19 protein-coding genes are annotated in these 18,439 nt (G+C 69.5%); 14 read left to right on the plus strand and 5 right to left on the minus strand.

The genetic code is table 11. From position 1 onward, the window contains the following. Nucleotides 1-8: 8 nt before the first annotated feature. The 7 genes from ACHMXA_RS17985 (at nucleotide 9) to bioD (ending at nucleotide 6,215) form a co-directional block, all read left to right on the plus strand. A complete protein-coding gene (locus ACHMXA_RS17985) occupies nucleotides 9-629 on the plus strand; it encodes an alpha-ketoglutarate-dependent dioxygenase AlkB (protein WP_395316023.1) in 621 nt (206 codons plus the stop codon). Beyond that, a complete protein-coding gene (locus ACHMXA_RS17990; RefSeq protein WP_395316024.1) occupies nucleotides 626-1,216 on the plus strand; it encodes a DUF4304 domain-containing protein in 591 nt (196 codons plus the stop codon). Before ACHMXA_RS17985 ends, ACHMXA_RS17990 begins: the two co-directional genes overlap by 4 nt. Nucleotides 1,217-1,370: 154 nt before the next feature. Next, nucleotides 1,371-1,682 carry a plasmid stabilization protein gene (locus ACHMXA_RS17995; protein WP_395316025.1) on the plus strand — a complete coding sequence of 104 codons (312 nt, stop codon included), beginning with the start codon at nucleotides 1,371-1,373 and terminating at the stop codon, nucleotides 1,680-1,682. Between the two features lie 17 nt (nucleotides 1,683-1,699). Continuing rightward, nucleotides 1,700-2,566 carry an NmrA family NAD(P)-binding protein gene (locus tag ACHMXA_RS18000; RefSeq protein WP_395316026.1) on the plus strand — a complete coding sequence of 289 codons (867 nt, stop codon included), beginning with the start codon at nucleotides 1,700-1,702 and terminating at the stop codon, nucleotides 2,564-2,566. Between the two features lie 307 nt (nucleotides 2,567-2,873). Then, nucleotides 2,874-4,256 carry an adenosylmethionine--8-amino-7-oxononanoate transaminase gene (gene bioA / locus ACHMXA_RS18005; protein WP_395316027.1) on the plus strand — a complete coding sequence of 461 codons (1,383 nt, stop codon included), beginning with the start codon at nucleotides 2,874-2,876 and terminating at the stop codon, nucleotides 4,254-4,256. Beyond that, on the plus strand, nucleotides 4,240-5,472 hold the full coding sequence (gene bioF, locus ACHMXA_RS18010) for an 8-amino-7-oxononanoate synthase (protein ID WP_395316028.1): 1,233 nt from the start codon (nucleotides 4,240-4,242) through the stop codon (nucleotides 5,470-5,472). The genes bioA and bioF overlap by 17 nt, the downstream gene beginning before the upstream one ends. After that, on the plus strand, nucleotides 5,469-6,215 hold the full coding sequence (gene bioD, locus ACHMXA_RS18015; protein ID WP_395316029.1) for a dethiobiotin synthase: 747 nt from the start codon (nucleotides 5,469-5,471) through the stop codon (nucleotides 6,213-6,215). The genes bioF and bioD overlap by 4 nt, the downstream gene beginning before the upstream one ends. Here the strand turns inward: bioD and ACHMXA_RS18020 are convergent. Then, a complete protein-coding gene (locus ACHMXA_RS18020; protein WP_395316030.1) occupies nucleotides 6,198-7,250 on the minus strand; it encodes an aldo/keto reductase in 1,053 nt (350 codons plus the stop codon). The genes bioD and ACHMXA_RS18020 overlap by 18 nt on opposite strands. A gap of 261 nt (nucleotides 7,251-7,511) precedes the next feature. Here ACHMXA_RS18020 and ACHMXA_RS18025 point away from each other — a divergent pair, with 261 nt between their 5' ends. From ACHMXA_RS18025 to ACHMXA_RS18040, 4 genes are all read left to right on the plus strand, one after another. Continuing rightward, nucleotides 7,512-8,504, plus strand: a complete 993-nt coding sequence (locus ACHMXA_RS18025) for an AraC family transcriptional regulator (protein ID WP_176663995.1) — start codon at nucleotides 7,512-7,514, stop codon at nucleotides 8,502-8,504. A gap of 36 nt (nucleotides 8,505-8,540) precedes the next feature. After that, entirely contained in the window at nucleotides 8,541-9,470 is a 930-nt protein-coding gene (locus tag ACHMXA_RS18030) for a cation diffusion facilitator family transporter (RefSeq protein WP_395316031.1), read from the plus strand. A gap of 126 nt (nucleotides 9,471-9,596) precedes the next feature. Next, nucleotides 9,597-10,829 carry a class I SAM-dependent methyltransferase gene (locus ACHMXA_RS18035; protein WP_395316032.1) on the plus strand — a complete coding sequence of 411 codons (1,233 nt, stop codon included), beginning with the start codon at nucleotides 9,597-9,599 and terminating at the stop codon, nucleotides 10,827-10,829. Nucleotides 10,830-10,902: 73 nt separating this feature from the next. Next, complete coding sequence (locus ACHMXA_RS18040) at nucleotides 10,903-12,396, plus strand: MFS transporter (protein WP_395316033.1); 1,494 nt, start codon at nucleotides 10,903-10,905, stop codon at nucleotides 12,394-12,396. A 6-nt stretch (nucleotides 12,397-12,402) separates the two neighbouring features. Here ACHMXA_RS18040 and ACHMXA_RS18045 read toward each other — a convergent pair whose 3' ends face one another. After that, nucleotides 12,403-12,831 carry a GNAT family N-acetyltransferase gene (locus ACHMXA_RS18045; RefSeq protein ID WP_395316034.1) on the minus strand — a complete coding sequence of 143 codons (429 nt, stop codon included), beginning with the start codon at nucleotides 12,829-12,831 and terminating at the stop codon, nucleotides 12,403-12,405. A 137-nt stretch (nucleotides 12,832-12,968) separates the two neighbouring features. Between ACHMXA_RS18045 and ACHMXA_RS18050 the strand changes: the two genes are divergently transcribed. The 3 genes from ACHMXA_RS18050 to ACHMXA_RS18060 all read left to right on the plus strand — a co-directional run bounded on the left by ACHMXA_RS18050 (nucleotide 12,969) and on the right by ACHMXA_RS18060 (nucleotide 15,914). Further along, a complete protein-coding gene (locus tag ACHMXA_RS18050) occupies nucleotides 12,969-14,588 on the plus strand; it encodes an FAD-dependent oxidoreductase (RefSeq protein WP_395316035.1) in 1,620 nt (539 codons plus the stop codon). Then, nucleotides 14,585-14,914 (plus strand): 4Fe-4S binding protein, encoded by a 330-nt coding sequence (locus ACHMXA_RS18055; protein WP_395316036.1) that lies wholly within the window; start codon nucleotides 14,585-14,587, stop codon nucleotides 14,912-14,914. Before ACHMXA_RS18050 ends, ACHMXA_RS18055 begins: the two co-directional genes overlap by 4 nt. A gap of 91 nt (nucleotides 14,915-15,005) precedes the next feature. Then, a complete protein-coding gene (locus tag ACHMXA_RS18060) occupies nucleotides 15,006-15,914 on the plus strand; it encodes an ABC transporter substrate-binding protein (RefSeq protein ID WP_395316037.1) in 909 nt (302 codons plus the stop codon). A 15-nt stretch (nucleotides 15,915-15,929) separates the two neighbouring features. Here the strand turns inward: ACHMXA_RS18060 and ACHMXA_RS18065 are convergent, their stop codons facing one another. Genes ACHMXA_RS18065 through ACHMXA_RS18075 form a run of 3 tightly spaced genes read right to left on the minus strand, consistent with a single transcriptional unit; the run spans nucleotide 15,930 to nucleotide 18,431 of the window. After that, nucleotides 15,930-16,805, minus strand: coding sequence for a substrate-binding periplasmic protein (locus tag ACHMXA_RS18065; RefSeq protein ID WP_395316038.1), 876 nt, complete (start codon nucleotides 16,803-16,805; stop codon nucleotides 15,930-15,932). Next, nucleotides 16,798-17,625 (minus strand): ABC transporter permease, encoded by an 828-nt coding sequence (locus tag ACHMXA_RS18070; RefSeq protein WP_395316039.1) that lies wholly within the window; start codon nucleotides 17,623-17,625, stop codon nucleotides 16,798-16,800. The genes ACHMXA_RS18065 and ACHMXA_RS18070 overlap by 8 nt, the downstream gene beginning before the upstream one ends. Beyond that, nucleotides 17,622-18,431: an ABC transporter ATP-binding protein gene (locus ACHMXA_RS18075; protein WP_395316040.1), complete on the minus strand. Its 810-nt coding sequence runs from the start codon at nucleotides 18,429-18,431 to the stop codon at nucleotides 17,622-17,624. The genes ACHMXA_RS18070 and ACHMXA_RS18075 overlap by 4 nt, the downstream gene beginning before the upstream one ends. Nucleotides 18,432-18,439 lie beyond the last annotated feature (8 nt).

The raw sequence follows: 18,439 nt of genomic DNA on the forward strand, positions 1-18,439 counted from the left end.
CAGCTCAGATGACACGCGCCACCAGACGCCTCGAACATGCCGGCCAACCCGATCTGTTTGGCGAGGCGCCGGTGGCCGCCATCGAGGGGCTGCGCTACGAGAGCGGGTTACTGTCGCACGAGGAAGAGGCCGGGCTGCTGCGCATCGTGCAGGCGCTGCCGCTCAAGGAGATGCGCTACAAGGAATACACCGCGCGCCGCCGCGGCACCAGCTTCGGCGGCAGCTACGACTTCGACACCAACCGCCTGAAGCCCGGCACGCCGCTGCCCGAGGCGCTGCACCCGCTACGGGCGAAGGCTGCGGCCTGGGCCGGCATGGCGCCCGAGGAACTCACGCATGTGCTGATCGCCGAGTACCGTCCCGGCACGCCGCTGGGCTGGCACCGTGACGTGCCGGACTTCGAGGACATCATCGGCGTCTCGCTGCACAACGACGCGGTGATGCAGTTCCGGCCCTACGTGCGCGGCGCGCCGGCATCGGGGCCCGCCGCGCTCGAGTTCCTGATCGAGCCGCGCTCCGTGTACCTGCTGCGCGGCCCGGCGCGCTGGGAGTGGCAGCACGCCATTGCGCCGACGAAGGCCTTGCGATACTCGATCACCTTGCGTACCCGGAGGCCGTCCCGCACATGAACCGCACCACTTTCCTCAAGCTGCTGTCGCAGAAGCTGTATCCCGTGCTGAAGGCCGAAGGCTTCCAGGGCTCCGGCCAGACGCTGCGCCGCATCGAGGGGCCGTTGATCCATGTGTTCAACGTGCAGGGCGCGAGCGGCGGCAAGGCCTGCTACCTCAACCTCGGCGCGCACCTGGCCTTTTTGCCGAGCGAAGGCGGCGCTGCGGTGACGCCCGAGGAGATGGAGGAGGCCGGCTGCGTCTTCCGCGACCGCATGGAGCCGCCGCCCGGACCGGCCTTCGGCTGGGCCTACGGCACGTCCAAGGAGCAGGCCGAGGAAAACGTGGAATTCATCGTGAGCGAATGGGCCGGCCCGGGCCGCGCCTTCTTCGCCCGGCACGCCAGCTATCCGCAGAGCTACGAGCAGATGCTGCGCGAAACCGATCCGGGCCAGATCCATGCGCGAACGGCGCTGCATCTCGCGCGCATCGCCGTGCACCTGGGCGACCTCGAGCGGGCGCGGGCCCTGGTCGATGCCGGCCTGGCGCGAGCGCCGGAGCGGGCCACGGGCCTGAAGGCGGATCTGGCCAAGGTCTTGCCGGCCTGAGCGGCAGCGCGCCGCGGCGCATGAAGCCGGGCTTCTGACAGCAGTACGGCAGGAACGCCGGACAACGCTGACGCCCGTCGCGCGCGTCTTCTTACCCACGGCGCGCGTGGCGCGCCCAGCATGGAAGCTCCTCAACCAACTGCAGGAGCAACGCATGCCCAAAGGCGACAAATCCTCCTATACGGACAAGCAGAAGCGACAGGCCGAGCACATCGAGAAAGGCTACGAGCATCGCGGCGTGGGCAAGGGCGAGGCCGAGCGCCGCGCCTGGGCCACGGTGAATGCCGAGACCGGCGGCGGCAAGAAGAGCGGCTCCGGCCGCGGCAAGGCCGAGAACCACGGCCCCTCGCGCAAGGGCGGAAAGCTCGGCGGAGCGGCAGCGTCGCACCGGACGGCGGCGGAGCGATCGGCTTCGGCGAAGAAGGCCGCCGCCACGCGCAAGCGCAACGCCGAGAAGCGCGGCTGAACCGGCGGAACGCACCGATGCACATCGTTCTCGGAGCGACCGGCCATGTGGGCTCGGCACTCGCGCAGGCGCTGCTCGAACGCAGCGAGCCGGTGACGGTGGTCACGCGCGACGCGCACAAGGCCGAGGCCCTGCGTACCAAGGGCGCGCACGTGGTCCAGGCCGACGTGTTCGACACGCATGCGCTGCATCGCGTGTTCGCGGGCGGGCAACGCGCCTTCGTGCTGAACCCGCCGGCGGCGCCGTCCACCGACACGGTGGCCGAGGAGCACAGGAGCGTGCGCGCCATTCTCTCGGCGCTCGAAGGCTGCAGGCTCGAGAAGATCGTCGCCGAGTCCACCTACGGAGCGCAGCCCGGCGAGGGCCTTGGCGATCTCGGCGTGCTGTACGACATGGAGCAGGCGCTCGGCGCCGGGCCCGCGCCGTTCAGCGCACTTCGCGCCGCCTACTACATGAGCAACTGGGACGCCTCGCTGCAGACCGCGCGCAAGGAGGGCAAGGTCTACGGCATGTTCCCCGCCGACTTCAGGCTGCCGATGGTGGCGCCGCACGACATCGGCCAGTTCGCCGCGAAGCTGATGCTCGGTCCCGCGGAATCGTCAGGGCCGCACCACGTCGAGGGGCCCCAGCGCTATTCGCCCGGCGACGTGGCGCGGGCTTTCTCCGAGGCGCTGGGGAAGCCGGTGGAACTGGTCGAGACACCACGTGCGCAGCTGGAGCAGGCGTTCGAGTCGCTGGGTTTTTCCGGCACCGCCGCCAGGTCTTACGCGGCCATGACGCGCGCGACCCTCGACCAGCACTACGAGCCGCCCGGGAAGCCCGTGCGAGGCCAGATTTCGCTGCGCGACTACATCTTCGCGCTGGTGAACAAGAGTTCGGGCTGAGCCTGGGCCCGCGAGACTGCGGAAACCCGCCATCGCGCATGTCCGAAATCCGCTCGCTTCTCCTCGAAGCCCCTGAAACCGGACATTCGTGACCTGTTTCTGGCGCGAGCCGGACAACTTGCCATTTCCCGCCATGCAGCGGTGAGTGCAGGAAGGCGGCTTGTTCCGCGACGTTGCTCCGAAAGCGCGCGCTACGCCATCGAACGTCGCTGATCGGCCCGTCATTTCGCGCGCTGCGTCGCCGTTTGCCGCACCGCGAACGCGTCTATACGATCCCGCGCCTTGCCCTCAAGAAAGGACTGCGCGGGTGTCTCCGAAGACTGCTTTTTCCTCATCCTCCAACGCCGATCTGCAGCGTCGCAGCCGGCGCCACGTCTGGCATCCGTGCACGCAGAGCATCCGGCTCGAAGCGGTGCCGCCGCTGCCCATCGCGCGCGGCGAGGGCGTGTGGCTCTTCGACCAGGAGGGGCGGCGCTACATGGACGCCACCAGTTCGTGGTGGGTCAACCTGTTCGGGCACGCGCATCCCGCGATCAACGACGCGCTGAAGCAGCAGCTCGACACGCTGTCGCATGTGATGCTCGCCGGCTGCACGCACGCGCCCGCGGTGGAGTTGGCCGAACGGCTTTCCGCGCTCACGGGCCAGGCGCTTGGCCACTGCTTCTATGCGTCGGACGGCGCTTCGGCGGTGGAAATCGCGCTGAAGATGAGCTTCCACTACTGGCGCAATGCCGGCCGCGGAGGCAAGCGGCGCTTTGTTGCGCTGAAGCAGGGCTACCACGGCGAAACGCTGGGCGCGCTGCACGTGACCGACGTGCCGGTGTTCCGCGACGCCTATGCGCCCTTGCTCGCGAACGCGCACCTTGTCGCCTCGCCCGATGCGCGCAACGCACTTGCGGGCGAGGACGCGGCCGGCGTCGCACGCCGCGCCGCCGCCGAGCTCGAAGCCCTGCTGGCCGAACAGCACGACACCATCGCCGCCGTCATCGTCGAGCCGCTGGTGCAGTGCGCCACCGGCATGGCGATGCACGACCCCGAATACCTGCGGCTCGCCCGCGCCCTGTGCGACCGCCACGGCGTGCACCTCATCGCCGACGAGATCGCCGTGGGCTGCGGGCGCACCGGCAGCTTCTTCGCCTGCGAGCAGGCCGGCATCTGGCCCGACTTCCTGTGCCTGTCGAAGGGCATCAGCGGCGGCTACCTGCCGCTCGCGCTGGTGATGACGCGCGACGCCATCCACGACGCCTTCGTCGACGACGACGCGGCGCGCAGCTTCCTGCATTCGCATTCGTACACCGGCAACGCGCTGGCCTGCCGCGCGGCGCTGGCCTCGCTGGACCTGTTCGAGTCGGAAGACGCGCTGCGACGCAACCGCGACCGCGCGGCGCGGCTGCTGCAGCGGCTGCGCGACGGACTCGAAGGCCAGCCCGTCGACCACCTGCGGCAGCGCGGAATGATCACCGCCTTCGACGTGCGCGAACCGGGTGCGCGATTCGCCGAGCGATTCCATCTGGCCGCGCGCGCACAGGAGCTGCTGATGCGGCCGATCGGCAACACCGTGTACCTGATGCCGCCCTACGCGATAGGCGACGGCGAGATCGACACGCTCGTCGACGGCACGCTGGCCACGCTGAAGGCCACCATCGAGACGAGCCCGAAGGAAGGAGCCCGCGATGTCGTGCTTGCTTGACCGCCTGCAGGAAGAGATCGACACGCTCGATGCCCTGTCGCTGCGCCGCAGGAGGCAGGTCGCCGAGACCGCCTGCGCGCCGGTACAGACCCTCACGCTGGCCGGCGCCGCCGCGCCGCGCATCATGCTCGGCTTCAGCAGCAACGACTACCTAGGCCTCGCGGCGCACCCGGCGCTCGCGAAGGCGTGGGCCGAAGGCGCCGCGCTCTACGGCGCGGGCAGCGGCGGCTCGCACCTGATCCTCGGCCACTCGCGCGCCCACGAGCAGCTCGAGGAAAGGCTCGCGGACTGGATGTCGCCCTTCATCCCGCAGGCGCGCAGCCTGTTCTTCTGCACCGGCTACATGGCCAATCTCGCGGTGCTGTCGGCGCTGGGCGGGGCGGATGCGGTCATCTTCTCGGAGTCGCTCAACCACGCCTCGCTGATCGACGGCGCGCGGCTGGCCAAGGCGCGCGTCGAGCGCTACCCGCACTGCGACGTGGCCGCGCTCGACGCGCAGCTTTCCAGCTGCGACGCCCCGGTGAAGATCATCGTGAGCGACGCCGTGTTCAGCATGGACGGCAACATCGCGCCGGTGGCCGGGCTGCTGGCGCTCGCCGAGCGGCACGACGCATGGCTGGTGATCGACGACGCGCACGGCTTCGGCGTGCTCGGCGCCACTGGGCGCGGCGTGCCCGAAGCCTTGGGCTTGTGCTCCGAGCGGCTGGTGCTGGTCGGCACGCTGGGCAAGGCGGCGGGCGTGTCGGGTGCCTTCGTGGCGGCGCACCGCACCGTCATCGACTACCTGGTGCAGCGCGCGCGGCCCTACATCTTCACCACGGCCGCGCCGCCGGCGGTGGCGCATGCGCTGCTTGCGAGCCTGGCGCTGATCGGGGGCGAGGAGGGCGCGCAGCGCCGCGCCCAGCTGCTGGCGCGCATCGCGCAGCTGCGCCGTGGGCTGAAGGCGGTGCTGCCGGCGGACGGCAGCGCATGGCTGGCCGATTCGCCCACCGCGATCCAGCCACTGATCGTGGGCGACAACGCGCGCGCGATGCGCATCATGGCGCAGCTCGATGGCCACGGCCTGCGCGTCGGAGCGATCCGCCCGCCCACCGTGCCGGCCGGCACCGCGCGGCTGCGCATCGCGCTGTCGGCCAGCCACGGCGAGGGCGACGTGGCGCGGCTGGTCGATGCATTGGGCGAGGCCCTGTCCCGGCCAGCGAAGGAAGCCGCATGACGCAGCGTGCGTGGTTCGTGACGGGCACCGACACCGGCATCGGCAAGACGCTTGTCAGCAGCGCCATGCTGAGCCTGCTGGCCGGCTCGGGCCTGCGCGCGGTCGGCATGAAGCCGGTGGCGGCGGGGCTGGAAGAGACAGGCGGCGAATGGCGCAACGAGGACGTGGAACAGCTTCGCGCCGCCGGCAACGTCGATGCCCCGCTGGCGCTGCGCTGCCAGTACCTGCTGCGCGCGCCGATGTCGCCGCACCTTGCAGCGCGGCAGGAAGACGTTCGCATCGAGCTGCAGCCGATGCTCTCGGCTTTCGACGAGCTTTCGGCGCGTGCCGATGCCGTGGTGGTGGAAGGCGTGGGCGGCTTCTGCGTGCCTTTCTGCGACGACCTCGACAGCGCCGACCTGGCCGTGGCGCTGGGCCTGCCGGTGATCCTGGTGGTCGGCCTGCGGCTGGGCTGCCTCAACCATGCGCTGCTGAGCGCGGAGGCCATCCGCGCGCGAGGACTGGTGCTGGCGGGCTGGGTGGCGAGCATGGTCGATCCGTCGATGCTCGCGCCGCAGGCCAACCTGCAGACGCTGCGCGCGCGTCTCGGCGCGCCCCTGCTTGGCATCGTGCCGCACCTGGCGCAGCCCGATGCCGCCGGCGCCGCCCGCCATATCGACCTGCGCGCGCTGCGGGCGACGGCGGCACATGCCGCGCGCCGCAACGCATCGCTGCAGGCCGCTGCTTCAGCCGCGCCGGCCTGACTCTTCCAGCCGCTTGCCGCGCACGCCGCCCTGGCGCTCCAGCATCCAGCCCGGGTACTCGGCCGGCAGCGCGCTCACCTTGTCGAGCGTGGCGAGCTCGTCGGCCGTGAGCCTGATCGCGGTGGCCGCGATGTTGTCGTCCAGCTGCTCGGTGCGCTTGGCGCCGATGATCACGCTGGTCACCACCTGCTGGTGCAGCAGCCATGCCAGCGCGATCTGCGCCACCGAAACGCCGCGCGATTCGGCCAGTCCGCGCATCACGTCGATGCAGTCGTAGGCGCGCTCGACGTTCACCGGCGGAAAGTCGAAGGTGGTGCGGCGGCTGCCTTTCTCTGCCTCGGTGTTGCGGCCGTATTTGCCGCTCAGCAGGCCGCCGGCCAGCGGGCTCCACACCATCAGGCCGACGTTCTCGCTGCGCAGCAGCGGCACCAGTTCGCGCTCCAGGTCGCGCCCGGCGATGGTGTAGTAGGCCTGCAGCGACTCGAAGCGCGCCAGCCGGTCGCGTTCGGCGATGCCCAGCGCCTTGGCGATCTGCCAGGCGGCCCAGTTCGATACGCCCACGTAGCGCACGTGGCCTTGGCGCACCAGGTTGTCGAGTGCGTGTACCGTCTCCTCGATGGGCGTGACGGGGTCGAAGCCGTGGATCTGGTAGAGGTCGATGTGGTCGAGCTGCAGGCGCCGCAAGCTGGCCTTCACGCCATCCATGATGTGAAAACGCGAGGCGCCGGCGGAGTTGACGCCCTTGCTGTCGGTTTCGCCCAGCACCTTGGTGGCCAGCACGAAGCTGTCGCGCGGCAGCTTGAGGTTCTTCAGCGCCTGGCCGGTGATCACCTCCGACTGGCCTTCGGAGTACACGTCGGCCGTGTCGATGAAGTTGATGCCGGCGTCCAGCGCGCGGCCGATCAGCCCCTCGGCCTCCGACTGCTGCAGGTTGCCGATCTGGCCCCAGATGCCGGAGGAGCCGCCGAAGGTCATGGTGCCGAGGCACAGTTCGGAGACGAAAAGGCCGGTACGGCCGAATTTGCGGTATTGCATGGAGAGAGGTTCCTTTGCGATGGAGGCGTCCGCGCCCGGGCCCGGGAGATGCCGGTGGAACGCGGAGGGCCTGAAAAAGTATCCCGCCGGCGGCCGGCTCCCGACGCGCGCGTTCCTGCAAAGGTCTTGCCTATTTCTCCAGACCTCCCGTGCGGCGCGTGCGAAGTCACGGGAGCGGCGCTAAGCTCCAAACCGCTCATTCCTCCATGGTGGCCATGCCCTTGCCGGTCAGTGGCCGCCCTCGTGACAAGGCTTTCGAACATGTCCGACGAAACACCCGAAATCGCAACCGCCATCGCCCAGCCGATGCCGCTGGAACCCGAACTCGAAGAGGCCCGCAAGGAACTGGTGGCGCTCATCGAGCACATCACCGGCGGCCAGGAAGGCACGGTCGTCACCGCCGTGCCCGGCCTGCAGGTGTTCTGCATCCGCAAGCCCGAAGGGCCCAAGCATGGCTTCGCGTCCCCGGCGCTGGGGCTGATCGCGCAGGGCTCCAAGCGCATCATCGTGGGCGACGACATCTATGTGTACGACCCGATGCACTACCTCGTGACCTCCGTGGACCTGCCCGTGTGCGGCCAGGTGTGCGTGAAGAGCGAGGACGAGCCCTACCTGGGCGTGCGGCTCGAGCTGGCCCTCGACGAGATCGGCGACCTCATCGGCGACGAGAAGCTGCCCGCCAAGGCCAATGCGCCGGCCTCGCGCGGCATGTACGTCAACCGCATCGCCATGCCGGTGCTGGAGCCGGTGCTGCGCCTGCTGCGGCTGCTCGACACGCCGGAGGACGTGCCCATCGTGGCGCCGCTCATCAAGCGCGAGATCATGTACCGCCTGCTGGTCAACGGCGAGGGCGCGCGGCTGCGGCAGATCGCCCTGCAGGACAGCCACACGCAGCGCATCACCAAGGCCATCAGCGCGCTGCGCATGAACTACGCCCAGTCGCTGCGCGTGGAAGACATGGCGCGCGCGGTGCACATGAGCGTGTCGTCCTTCCACCACCACTTCAAGGCCGTGACCGCGATGAGCCCGCTGCAGTACCAGAAGCAGCTGCGCCTGCAGGAGGCGCGCCGGCAGATGCTCATAGCCGGCGCCGATGTGGCGACCGCTGCGCACAGCGTCGGCTACGAGAGCACCTCGCAGTTCGCCCGCGAGTACGGCCGCATGTTCGGCGCGCCGCCGCTGCGCGACAAGCGCCGCTGGCTGGGCGAGGCGGGCAACGACGCGATGGGGGCGGCATCGATGGAGGCCGCGTGAGCATGCCGGCACAGGAAGCCGAAGGAGCCGGCCCGCGTGGCTGAATCGAAGATCGCCATCTACGGCGCCATCGGCGCCAACGTGGCGATCGCGGCCACCAAGTTCGTCGTCGCGGGCATCACCGGCAGCTCGGCGATGCTGTCGGAGGGCGTGCACTCGGCCGTGGACACCTTCAACGGCGTGCTGCTGCTGGTGGGCCTGCACTTGAGCAAGCGGCCCGCGACGGCCGAGCATCCGTTCGGGCACGGCAAGGAGCTCTACTTCTGGAGCCTGATCGTCGCGGTGCTGATCTTCGGCCTGGGCGGCGGCGTGTCGTTCTACGAGGGCATCCAGCACATCCGCCAGCCGGAGCCGATGCGCGATCCGTTCTGGAACTACGTCGTGCTGGCCGCGGCGGCGCTCTTCGAGGGCACGAGCTTCCTGATCGCGCTCAGGCAGTTTCGCGCGCAGGCACGCGGATTGCCCTTCTGGCAGGCGCTCGACCGCAGCAAGGACCCGACCACCTATACCGTGCTCGCGGAAGATTCCGCCGCGCTGGTGGGTCTGGCGGTCGCCGCGCTAGGCATCTACTTCAGCCATGCGCTGGACATGCCCGAGCTCGACGGCGTGGCCTCCGTGATCATCGGCGTGCTGCTGGCGGGCGTGGCGGTGGTGCTGGTCGCGCAGGCGCGCGGGCTGCTGATCGGGGAGGGCATCCGCCCCGAGACCGCCCGCGCCATCCGCGCGATGGCCATGGAGCAGGAATGCGTGGAGGAGGTGGGGCACATCCTCTCGATGTACATCGGCCCCGACGAGGTGCTGGTGATCGTCGACGTCAACTTCAAGGACGACACGCCTACCGGCGAGGCGGCCGATGCCATCGCCGCCATCGAGAAGCAGGCGCGTGCGCGGTTCCCGATGATCCGGCGGATCTTCATCGAGGCGAGCGAGGCGCCCCTCCCGGCCAGGACGAGCGGCGCCTTGTAGCACTTGCCGCGATTTCTTGCGTCGTCGCGGCCATGCAGGCTTCGCCGAACTTCGCTATCGTTTTGCCCGCTGCAGCAACCCGCCCGCCCGCTTCGGGCGGGAGAACTCAACAACACGGAGAAATGCATGCTTTGGGAAAAGAAGCTGGCGCAGTGGAGCGCCGGCGTCCGCGAACGCGCCAACCTGCCGGCGCGGCTCACGCTGTGGGACGGCCAGTCCTTCGACTTCGGCACCTTCAGCGGGCCCGCCGTCACGCTGCACGTGAAGTCGCCGGCCGCGCTGTCGCTGATGCTGCAGCCCACGCTCGACAACCTGGGCGAGGCCTACGTCAAGAGCAAGATCGACATCGAAGGCAAGCTCAGCGACGTGATCGACATCGCCTACGGCCTGGCCAGGACGTCGATGGACAAGCCCGGCGGCGCGCTGCAGAACATGGCGCGCTACTTCACGCACACCAGGTCCTCGGACAAGAAGTCCATCCAGTACCACTACGACGTTTCCAACGAGTTCTACCAGCTGTGGCTCGACCCGAACATGGTGTACTCGTGCGCCTACTTCGAGAACGGCGATGAAGACCTCGCCACCGCGCAGCTCAAGAAGATCGATCACATCCTCACCAAGATCGAGCTGAAGCCGGGCCAGACGCTGCTGGACATCGGCTGCGGCTGGGGCGCGCTGGTGATCCGCGCGGCGCAGAAGTTCGGCGCGCGCTGCGTGGGCGTGACGCTCTCGCAGAACCAGTTCGACCTCGCGACCGAGCGTGTGAAGGCCGCGGGCCTGCAGGACCGCATCGAGATCCGCCTGCAGGACTACCGCGACGTGACCGGCCAGTTCGACCGCATCACCAGCGTCGGCATGTTCGAACACGTGGGCCGCAAGAACCTGCCCGACTACTTCAGGCGCGTGCAGCAGCTGCTGGCCGACGACGGCGTGGTGATGAACCACGGCATCACCTCGTCCGACCCCGAAGGTGGCGGCGTGTCGTACGGCGGCGGCGACTTCATCGACCGCTATGTGTTCCCCAACGGCGAGCTGCCGCACATCAGCCTCGCGCTGCAGGCCATGCAGCAGGGCGGGCTCGAAGCCTTCGACGTGGAGAACCTGCGCCGCCACTATGCGCAGACGCTGCGCTTCTGGAGTGACGCCTACGAGGCCAACAGCGAGAAGGCGCGCGCGCTGGTCGACGAAGAGAAGTTCCGCATCTGGCGCGTGTACCTCGCGGGCTGCGCCTATGCCTTCGAGAACGACGACGTGGCGATCTACCAGATCGTCGGGCGCAAGGCGGGGAGGCCGGCGAAGACGCTGCCCTGGTCGCGCCGCTACATCTACGACGGCACTTCGGCGCTGAACGCCGGGTGAGCGCGGACGGCTCGGGCACCCGAGAGCCCGAGCCAGCGACAGGGGCTCATGCCGTCTATAGCATGCACGGCTCATGACCTCCACGACCCCCAGAACAACAAGCCGCCCGCTGGTCATCGCCTCGATCATGGCCTCCATGGCGATGGTGGCCATAGAAGCCACCATCGTCTCCACCGTGATGCCGCAGATCGCCTCGGAGCTGGGCGGGCTGCATCTCTACAGCTGGGTGTTCGCCTCCTTCCTGCTGGCGCAGACCGCGATGACGGTCGTGTTCGGCAAGCTCTCCGACCTCTACGGCCGCAAGCCCATCATGTTCGTGGGCATCGCGGTCTTCGTCATCGGCTCGGTGCTGGCGGGCTTCTCGTGGTCTATGCCGGCCATGATCTGCTTCCGGCTCATCCAGGGCATCGGCGCGGGCGCGATCCAGCCCGTGGCGCTCACCATCGTGGGCGACCTCTACCCGGTGCGCGAGCGCGGAAAGGTGCAGGGCTGGCTCGCGAGCGTGTGGGCCGTGTCGGCGGTGGTGGGGCCGATGATCGGCGCGCTCATCGTGCAGAAGCTCTCGTGGGCGTGGATCTTCTGGGTCAACGTGCCGATCGGGCTGGCGGCTGCCGCCGGCTTCTGGCTCTTCCTGCACGAGGCGCCCGCGGTGTGGCGCTCTTCCATCGACATCGTGGGAGCGGTGCTCTTCACCATCGGCATCGCGGCGCTGATGATCGCGCTCACCGAATTCGGCGTGGGCAACTCGGGCGTGGCGCTCGCGTGGGCCGTGCTCTTCGCGGTCACGCTGGTGCTTTTCATCGCGCAGGAGCGCCGCGCGGCCGACCCGATGGTGTCGCTGCGCCTGTGGGGCGCGCGGATGATCGCCATCGTCAACGGCGCGGCCATGCTCGCCGGCATGGTGCTGATCGGCATCACCACCTTCCTGCCGATGTACGTGCAGGTGGTGCTGGAGCGCTCCTCGGTCACGGCCGGCCTCACGCTCACGATGGTGATGCTGGGCTGGCCCATCGGCGCGACGCTGACCTCGCGCACCTTCCACCGCATCGGCCTGTGGCGCATGGTGGTGACGGGCGCGGCGCTGATTCCCGTGGGCGCCTCGACATTCGTGCTGCTGGGTGCCGGCAGCTCGCCTGTGCTTCCTGCGGTCGGCTCCTTCATCATCGGACTGGGCATGGGCGTGATGAGCCTGAGCTCGCTCATTCTCATCCAGGAGGGCGTCGATCTTGCGCAGCGCGGCGTCGCCACCGCATCGAACGTGTTCTCGCGCAACCTCGGCAGTGCGCTGGGCGCCGCCTTCTTCGGGGCGGTCTTCAACTTCGGGCTGACCCATAGCGATGGCCGGCCGATGTTCTCCGACGAGCAGCTGCGCATGCTGCTGCAGGGCATGCACGGCTCCGTCGCGGGCGACTCGGCCATCCGCCTGGCACTGGGCGGATCGCTGCACCTCACCTTCGTGGCGATGTTGGTCGTGAGCCTCGGCGTGATCGCGCTGGCCCTGCTGCTGCCCAGGGAAGGGCTGGTGGAGAGCAGGGCGGTGGCAGCCGGGGAAGCCGCGCCGAAGTAGCCCGCCTCAGGGCGCCTGCAGCGCCTTCTTCATGTACGCGAGATAGAAGCCGGGCGCGTAGTCGTCGATGCGGGCGTATTCCTCGTAGCCCTGCTTCAGGTAGAAGCCGCGCGCCTGCCATTCGAAGGTGGACAGCTTCGCGTTCCTGGCACCGAGCGTGATAGCCTGCCGCTCGGCTTCGGCCAGCAGGCGGCTGCCGAGGCCTTCGGCCCGGGCGTCTTCTTCCACGAAGAGCACTTCGACATCGAGCCAGTACAGGAACACGAAGCCGCGCAGCCCGCCGAGCAGGCGGCCGCTGTCGTCGCGTGCGTCGATGCGGATGTATTCCTGCTTCGGGTATTCGCCGACGAAGCCGTAGTTGTAGCGGCGCAGCTTGAGGCCCAGTTCGCCGGAGCGCAGCTGTTCCTCGGTGGGGGTCGACAGGGTGATGTTCATGCTGGTGCTCGCTCGATCCTGGGGAGGCGGCATTCTGCCCGCACGCGCGAACCGCATATCGATCCGCGCTTTCCTTCTTTGTGCGCCTGCGCAGCCGTTGATACGGTCTCGCTCTTTGCACTGCGAGGCGATCGACCATGGGCGCGAGGGATTTCGAGCGGCATCTTTTTTCGGGAGCGGACGGTTCCGTGCGGCACAAGGCCGACGTGCTGGTGATCGGCGGCGGACCGGCCGGCGCATGGGCCGCGGTGAGCGCGGCCGCGCAGGGCGCACGCGTGCTGCTGGCCGACAAGGGCTTCTGCGGCACCTCGGGCGCGACCGCGCCTTCGGGCACGGGGCTCTGGCACGTGTCGCCCGAAGGCAAGGCGCGCGAGGAAGCCAAGGCCAGCCGGCTGGCGATGGGCGGCCACCTGGCCGAGCACGCCTGGATGGACCGCGTGCTGGAGCAGACCTGGGACAACGTCGAGCGGCTGAAGGACTGGGGCTACCCCTTTCCCGCCGACGACCAGGGCGCGCTGCGCTGCACCTCGCTGCAGGGCCCCGAATACATGCGGCTGATGCGCAAGCGGGTGAAGGAATCCGGCGCGCGCATCCTCGACCATAGCCCCGCGCTCGAACTGCTGGTCGATGAGCACGGCACCGTCTGTGGTGCCACCGGCGTCAACCGCCAGACGGGCGAGAGCTGGGTGGCGCGCACTGGCGCGGTGGTCATCGCCACCGGCGGCTGCGCCTTCCTGAGCCGCGCGCTCGGCTGCAACGTGCTCACGGGCGACGGCCAGTTGATGGCGGCGGAAGTGGGCGCGGCGCTCTCGGGCATGGAGTTCTCGAACGCCTACGGGCTCGGGCCCGCGTTCTCGTCGGTGACCAAGTCGCTGTTCTACAACTGGGCGACCTTCTACACGGCCGACGGCGTGGCCATCGAGGGCGCGGGCTCCTCGAAGGGACGCGGCGTGATCGCGCAGACGCTGCAGTCGCAGCCCGTCTTCGCATGCCTGGACCGCGCCGATGGGCAGATCCGCGCCTGGATGCGCACCGCGCAGCCCAACTTCTTCGTTTCCTTCGACCGGCAGGGCATCGACCCGTTCACGCAGCACTTCCCGGTGACGCTGCGGCTCGAAGGCACGGTGCGCGGCACGGGCGGCCTGCATCTGGTGGACGACAGCTGCGCCACCTTGGTGCCGGGCCTGTACGCCGCGGGCGACGCTGCGACGCGCGAGCTGATCTGCGGCGGCTTCACTGGCGGCGGCAGCCACAACGCGGCCTGGGCGCTGTCTTCCGGCTTCTGGGCCGGGGCAGGCGCGGCGGCCTTCGGGCGCGATGCGCGCGCCAGGTCGCAGCGCACCGCACTGCGCGCGGGCGGCGTAGCGCTTTCGACGCGTGGCGCGACAGCTTTCGACAGCCAGGAGGTCGTTCGTGCGGTGCAGGCCGAAGTCTTTCCGTACGAGCGCAACTGGTTCCGCGAAGGCGATGCGCTGCGCGAATCGCTCTTGCGGCTCGATGCCCTGTGGGAGCGCCTGCGCACCAGCGCGCCGGCCGCCACGGCCACCGAGGCTGTGCGCGCACGCGAAGCGGCGGCCATGCTCGCCACTTCGCGCTGGATGTACCGCAGCGCGCTGCAGCGCACCGAAACGCGCGGCATGCACCGCCGACGCGAGCACGGCACGCTCGATCCGTCGCAGCGGCACCGGCTGCTCAGCGGCGGCCTAGACGAGGTCTGGGTGCAGAAGCACGCAGTGAATGAAGGGGTGGACGCATGATCGAAGTCATCAGCGCTGAACGCTGCACCGCCTGCAACATCTGCGTGAACGCCTGCCCGACGAACGTGTTCGAGGCCGTGCCGGACGCACCGCCGCGCATCGCCCGGCAGGACGACTGCCAGACCTGCTTCATGTGCGAGCTGTACTGCCCGGAAGACGCGCTCTATGTCGCGCCGATCGCGGACCGCAGCGCCACCGCCGAGGAGCGCGATGCCGCGGCGGCGGCCCTCATGGGCAGCTACCGCAGCGCCATCGGCTGGGGCCGCGGCCGGCAATCGACCGCGTCGGCCGATGCGAGCTTCGAGCTGCTGCGGCGCGCGCACTGATTCTTTTCTTCTCCCGAGTTTCCCGATGTCCGATCTCCAAAGCCGCCGCCGCCTTTTGCGCGGAGCCGTTGCAGCCGCTGCCGCAAGCAGCTTGCCAGTCTTCTCATTTGCGCAGGGCAGCAGCCAGGTGCTGCGCCTGGGCTACATCGGCCCCGCCAAGAAGCCCGCCAACGCCACCGGCTGGGCGCTGCGGCAGGGGCATCTGCTGCGCGAGCTGGCGCCGCTGGGCTTCAAGGAAATCACGACGCGCAACTTCCCGAACGGGCCCGACCTCAACGAGGCGTTTCTCTCCGGCGTGCTCGACGTCGGCATCTACGGCGACACGCCCGCCGTGGTGGCGCGCTCGCGCGGTCTCGACGGCCAGCTCATCGGCTTCGACGCGGTCGGCATGAACGTGTGGCTGCTCACGCCGCGCAATGGCGTGCGCAGCGTGAAGGAGCTCGAGGGCCAGTCCATCGGCGTGGCGCGCGGCTCCTACATGCACCGCTACGTGCTGGGTCTGTTGAAGGAGAACGGGCTGCAGAAGTCCGTCAAGGTGATCCACATGTTCCCGCGCGACGGCGAGGCGGCGCTCGACCAGGGCTCCATCGCGGCCTTTGCGGCGCAGATCGACGTGGGGCCGCTGCTGGCCTCGCGCGGCTATCCGGTGATCGACGAGGCCGAGAAGCACCCCACGCTGCGCGGCACCTCGGTGATCGTCGCCTCGGGCAAGCTTCTGGCCGCTGCGCCGGGCCTGCCCGCCGCATGGACGCGCGCGCGGCGCACCGCGCTGCAGGAGATCCACCGCAACAGCGCCGACTACTACGCCTTCCATTCGGAGGTGAGCGGCTTTCCGCTGGAGATCGTGAAGCTCTCGCACCCGCTGTCGCACTTTCCCGAGGCGGCGTATCCGCCCGAGGGGCTGGCGCTGCTCGACGAGGTCAAGAAGTTCCTGCTGGCCGAGAACCTCGTGAACCGCGATTTCGCGCTCTCCGAGTGGCGCGCTGCGCAGCAGGCCTGAAGCGCGCCGCGCTGCTCAGGAATGGCAGACGAGGCCGTCCTTGAGCAGCGTGATCTCGAACTGCAGGTTGCCCGCGCGTGCGCCGCGCGCCTTTGCCAGCGTGCCGTCCGCACGCCATTGGCGCAGCGCGGCGGCCAGGTAGTCGCGAGACGCGTCGTCGCCCTGCGGCAGGCGGATGGCGGCGTCCGACGGCGGGCGCAGGCCGCTTGCCAGCGGCTTGTAGAAGCGCCATTCCTCGTTCTTCAGCAGCCGCTGAAGTACTTCCTCGTCTTCGGCCAGCGCCGTGCATTCGCCCGCCATGAAGGCCGACACCGCATGCACGGAGGAGGGATAGCTGCGCGGCTGCGCGCCATAGCGCAGCGACACCGCGCCGGCATAGCCCGAGCCTTCGCCCACGCAGACCGAAGCGCCGCGCAGCGCCTCGGCGTCCTGCACGCGGCCCTTGCGCAGCGCGACCACGAGGCCGCTGCCGGTGTCGTAGCTGCCGGGTGCCGCGTCGATGCCCTTCGGCGCGGCCGCGGCCGGCACGCCCGCCACCAGCAGGTCGACGCGGCCTTCGCGCAAGGCCGCCTCCTGCGTGGCGGTGTCCAGCCCGACCAGTTCGAGCTTCACGCCGAGCGAACGTGCGAGCTCGCGCGCCAGCGTGGCGTCGAAGCCGTCGGGCTCGGGCGGCGTGGGGGCTTCGGGAGGGGCAGGGCGGGGATAGCGTCGCACGCCCACGACGAGCGTGCCGCGCTCGATGGCCTTGGCGAGTACTGGGCCCTTGGGCAGTTCGTTCAGCCGGCTGCCCGAAGCCCAGGAAGCGCCCAGGCCCGCCAGCGCGACAGCCGCGGCGAGCGAAGCACCGGCCAACGCGAACCTGCGAGGGCGTGTGGAAGCGGCTTCACTCATCGAGGCTCAGCCCCCGCCGCCAGCGCAGCAGCCGCCGCTCCAGCAGCGCAAGAAGGTAGTTGAGCAGCAGCCCCAGCGTCGCCAGCAGCAGGATGCCCGCGTACATGGTCGGTATCTGGAAGGTCTCCTGCGAGTTCAGCGTGAGAAAGCCCAGCCCCGAATGCGCACCGATCATCTCGGCCGCCACCAGCGCCGTGATGCTGTAGGCACCCGCCAGCCGCACGCCGGTGAAGATCGAAGGCAGCGAGGCCGGCAGCACGACCTTGAAGAACACGAAGCGGCGCGAGGCCCCCATCGACAGCGCCGAGTTCACCAGCAGCCGGTCGACCTGCTTCACGCCGCCCACCGTGCTCAGCAGCACCGGCCAGAACGAGGCCCAGAAGATGATCGCCACCTTCGACAGTTCGCCGATGCCCAGGAACAGGATGAACACCGGGAACAGCGCGAAGGCCGATGTCTGGCGGAACAGCTGCAGCACCGGATCGACGATGGCCGCGAGCCTCCTGAACCCGCCCACGAGCAAGCCCAGCACCACGCCCGCGATGCTGGCGAGCACCAGTCCCCAGAGCGAGCGCTGCAGGCTGGCGGCGACGTGCTTCCAGAGCTGACCGTTCTCCAGCAGCTGCACGATGCTCGCGAGCACGGCCGATGGCGGGCTCAGGTAGGCGTCGCTCACGATGCCCAGGCGCGGCAGCGCTTCCCACAGCGCGAGGAACAGCACGATGCCGATGCCGCGCTCGGCCACCCGGCCGAGGCTGCGCGCCAGCTTGAGAAATCGGCTGGGCGACCGGACGGCCGGCGCGTCGAGCACCGCGCTCACGACACCACTCCTTCGAGCGACCGGGGGCGCAGCCCCAGCTGCACTTCGTCCTTCAGCACCACCCAGGCGCGCTGGCGCAGCGCAGCGAACTCGCCCGAGTGGCGCAGCTCCGCCGAGCGCGGGCGCGCGAGCGGGATGTCGATGATGTCCTTGATGCGGCCGGGCCGCTGTGTCATCACCGCCACGCGGTCGGAGAGGTACACGGCTTCCTCCAGGCTGTGCGTGATGAACACGATGGTCTTGCGGTGCTGCTCCCAGATGCGCAGCAGCTCGCCCTGCAGCACCTCGCGCGTCTGCGCATCGAGCGCGGCGAAGGGTTCGTCCATCAGCAGCACGTCGGGCTCGTAGGCCAGCGAGCGCGCGATGGCCACGCGCTGCTTCATGCCGCCGGAGATCTCGTGCGGGTACCGCTCGCCGAAGCCGTGCAGGCCGACGAGCTCCAGGTATTCCTGCGCCGTGCGGCGGCGCGCTGCCTTCGCCACGCCGCGGATGTCCAGGCCCATCGCGATGTTGTCGAGCACCGTGAGCCACGGAAAGAGCGCATAGCCCTGGAACACCACGCCCTGGTTGCGGTTGATGCCCGAAAGCGGCTGGCCATTGATGGCGATGCGCCCGCCAGTGCGCTCGGTGAGTCCGGCCAGGATGCCGAGGAAGGTCGACTTGCCGCAACCCGAGGGGCCGAGCACCGAGAGGAACTCGCCCTCGCGCACGTCGAGGTCGAAGCCTTCGAGCACGCGCACCCGTTCGCTGGCGCCGCGCGCGGCGTAGTCCATCCGCACGTCGCGGGCAGAGATCTTGATGCTCATCGGCCGGT

Origin of the sequence: Variovorax sp. UC74_104 (assembly GCF_044055375.1) — a bacterium.
Lineage (GTDB): Bacteria > Pseudomonadota > Gammaproteobacteria > Burkholderiales > Burkholderiaceae_C > Variovorax.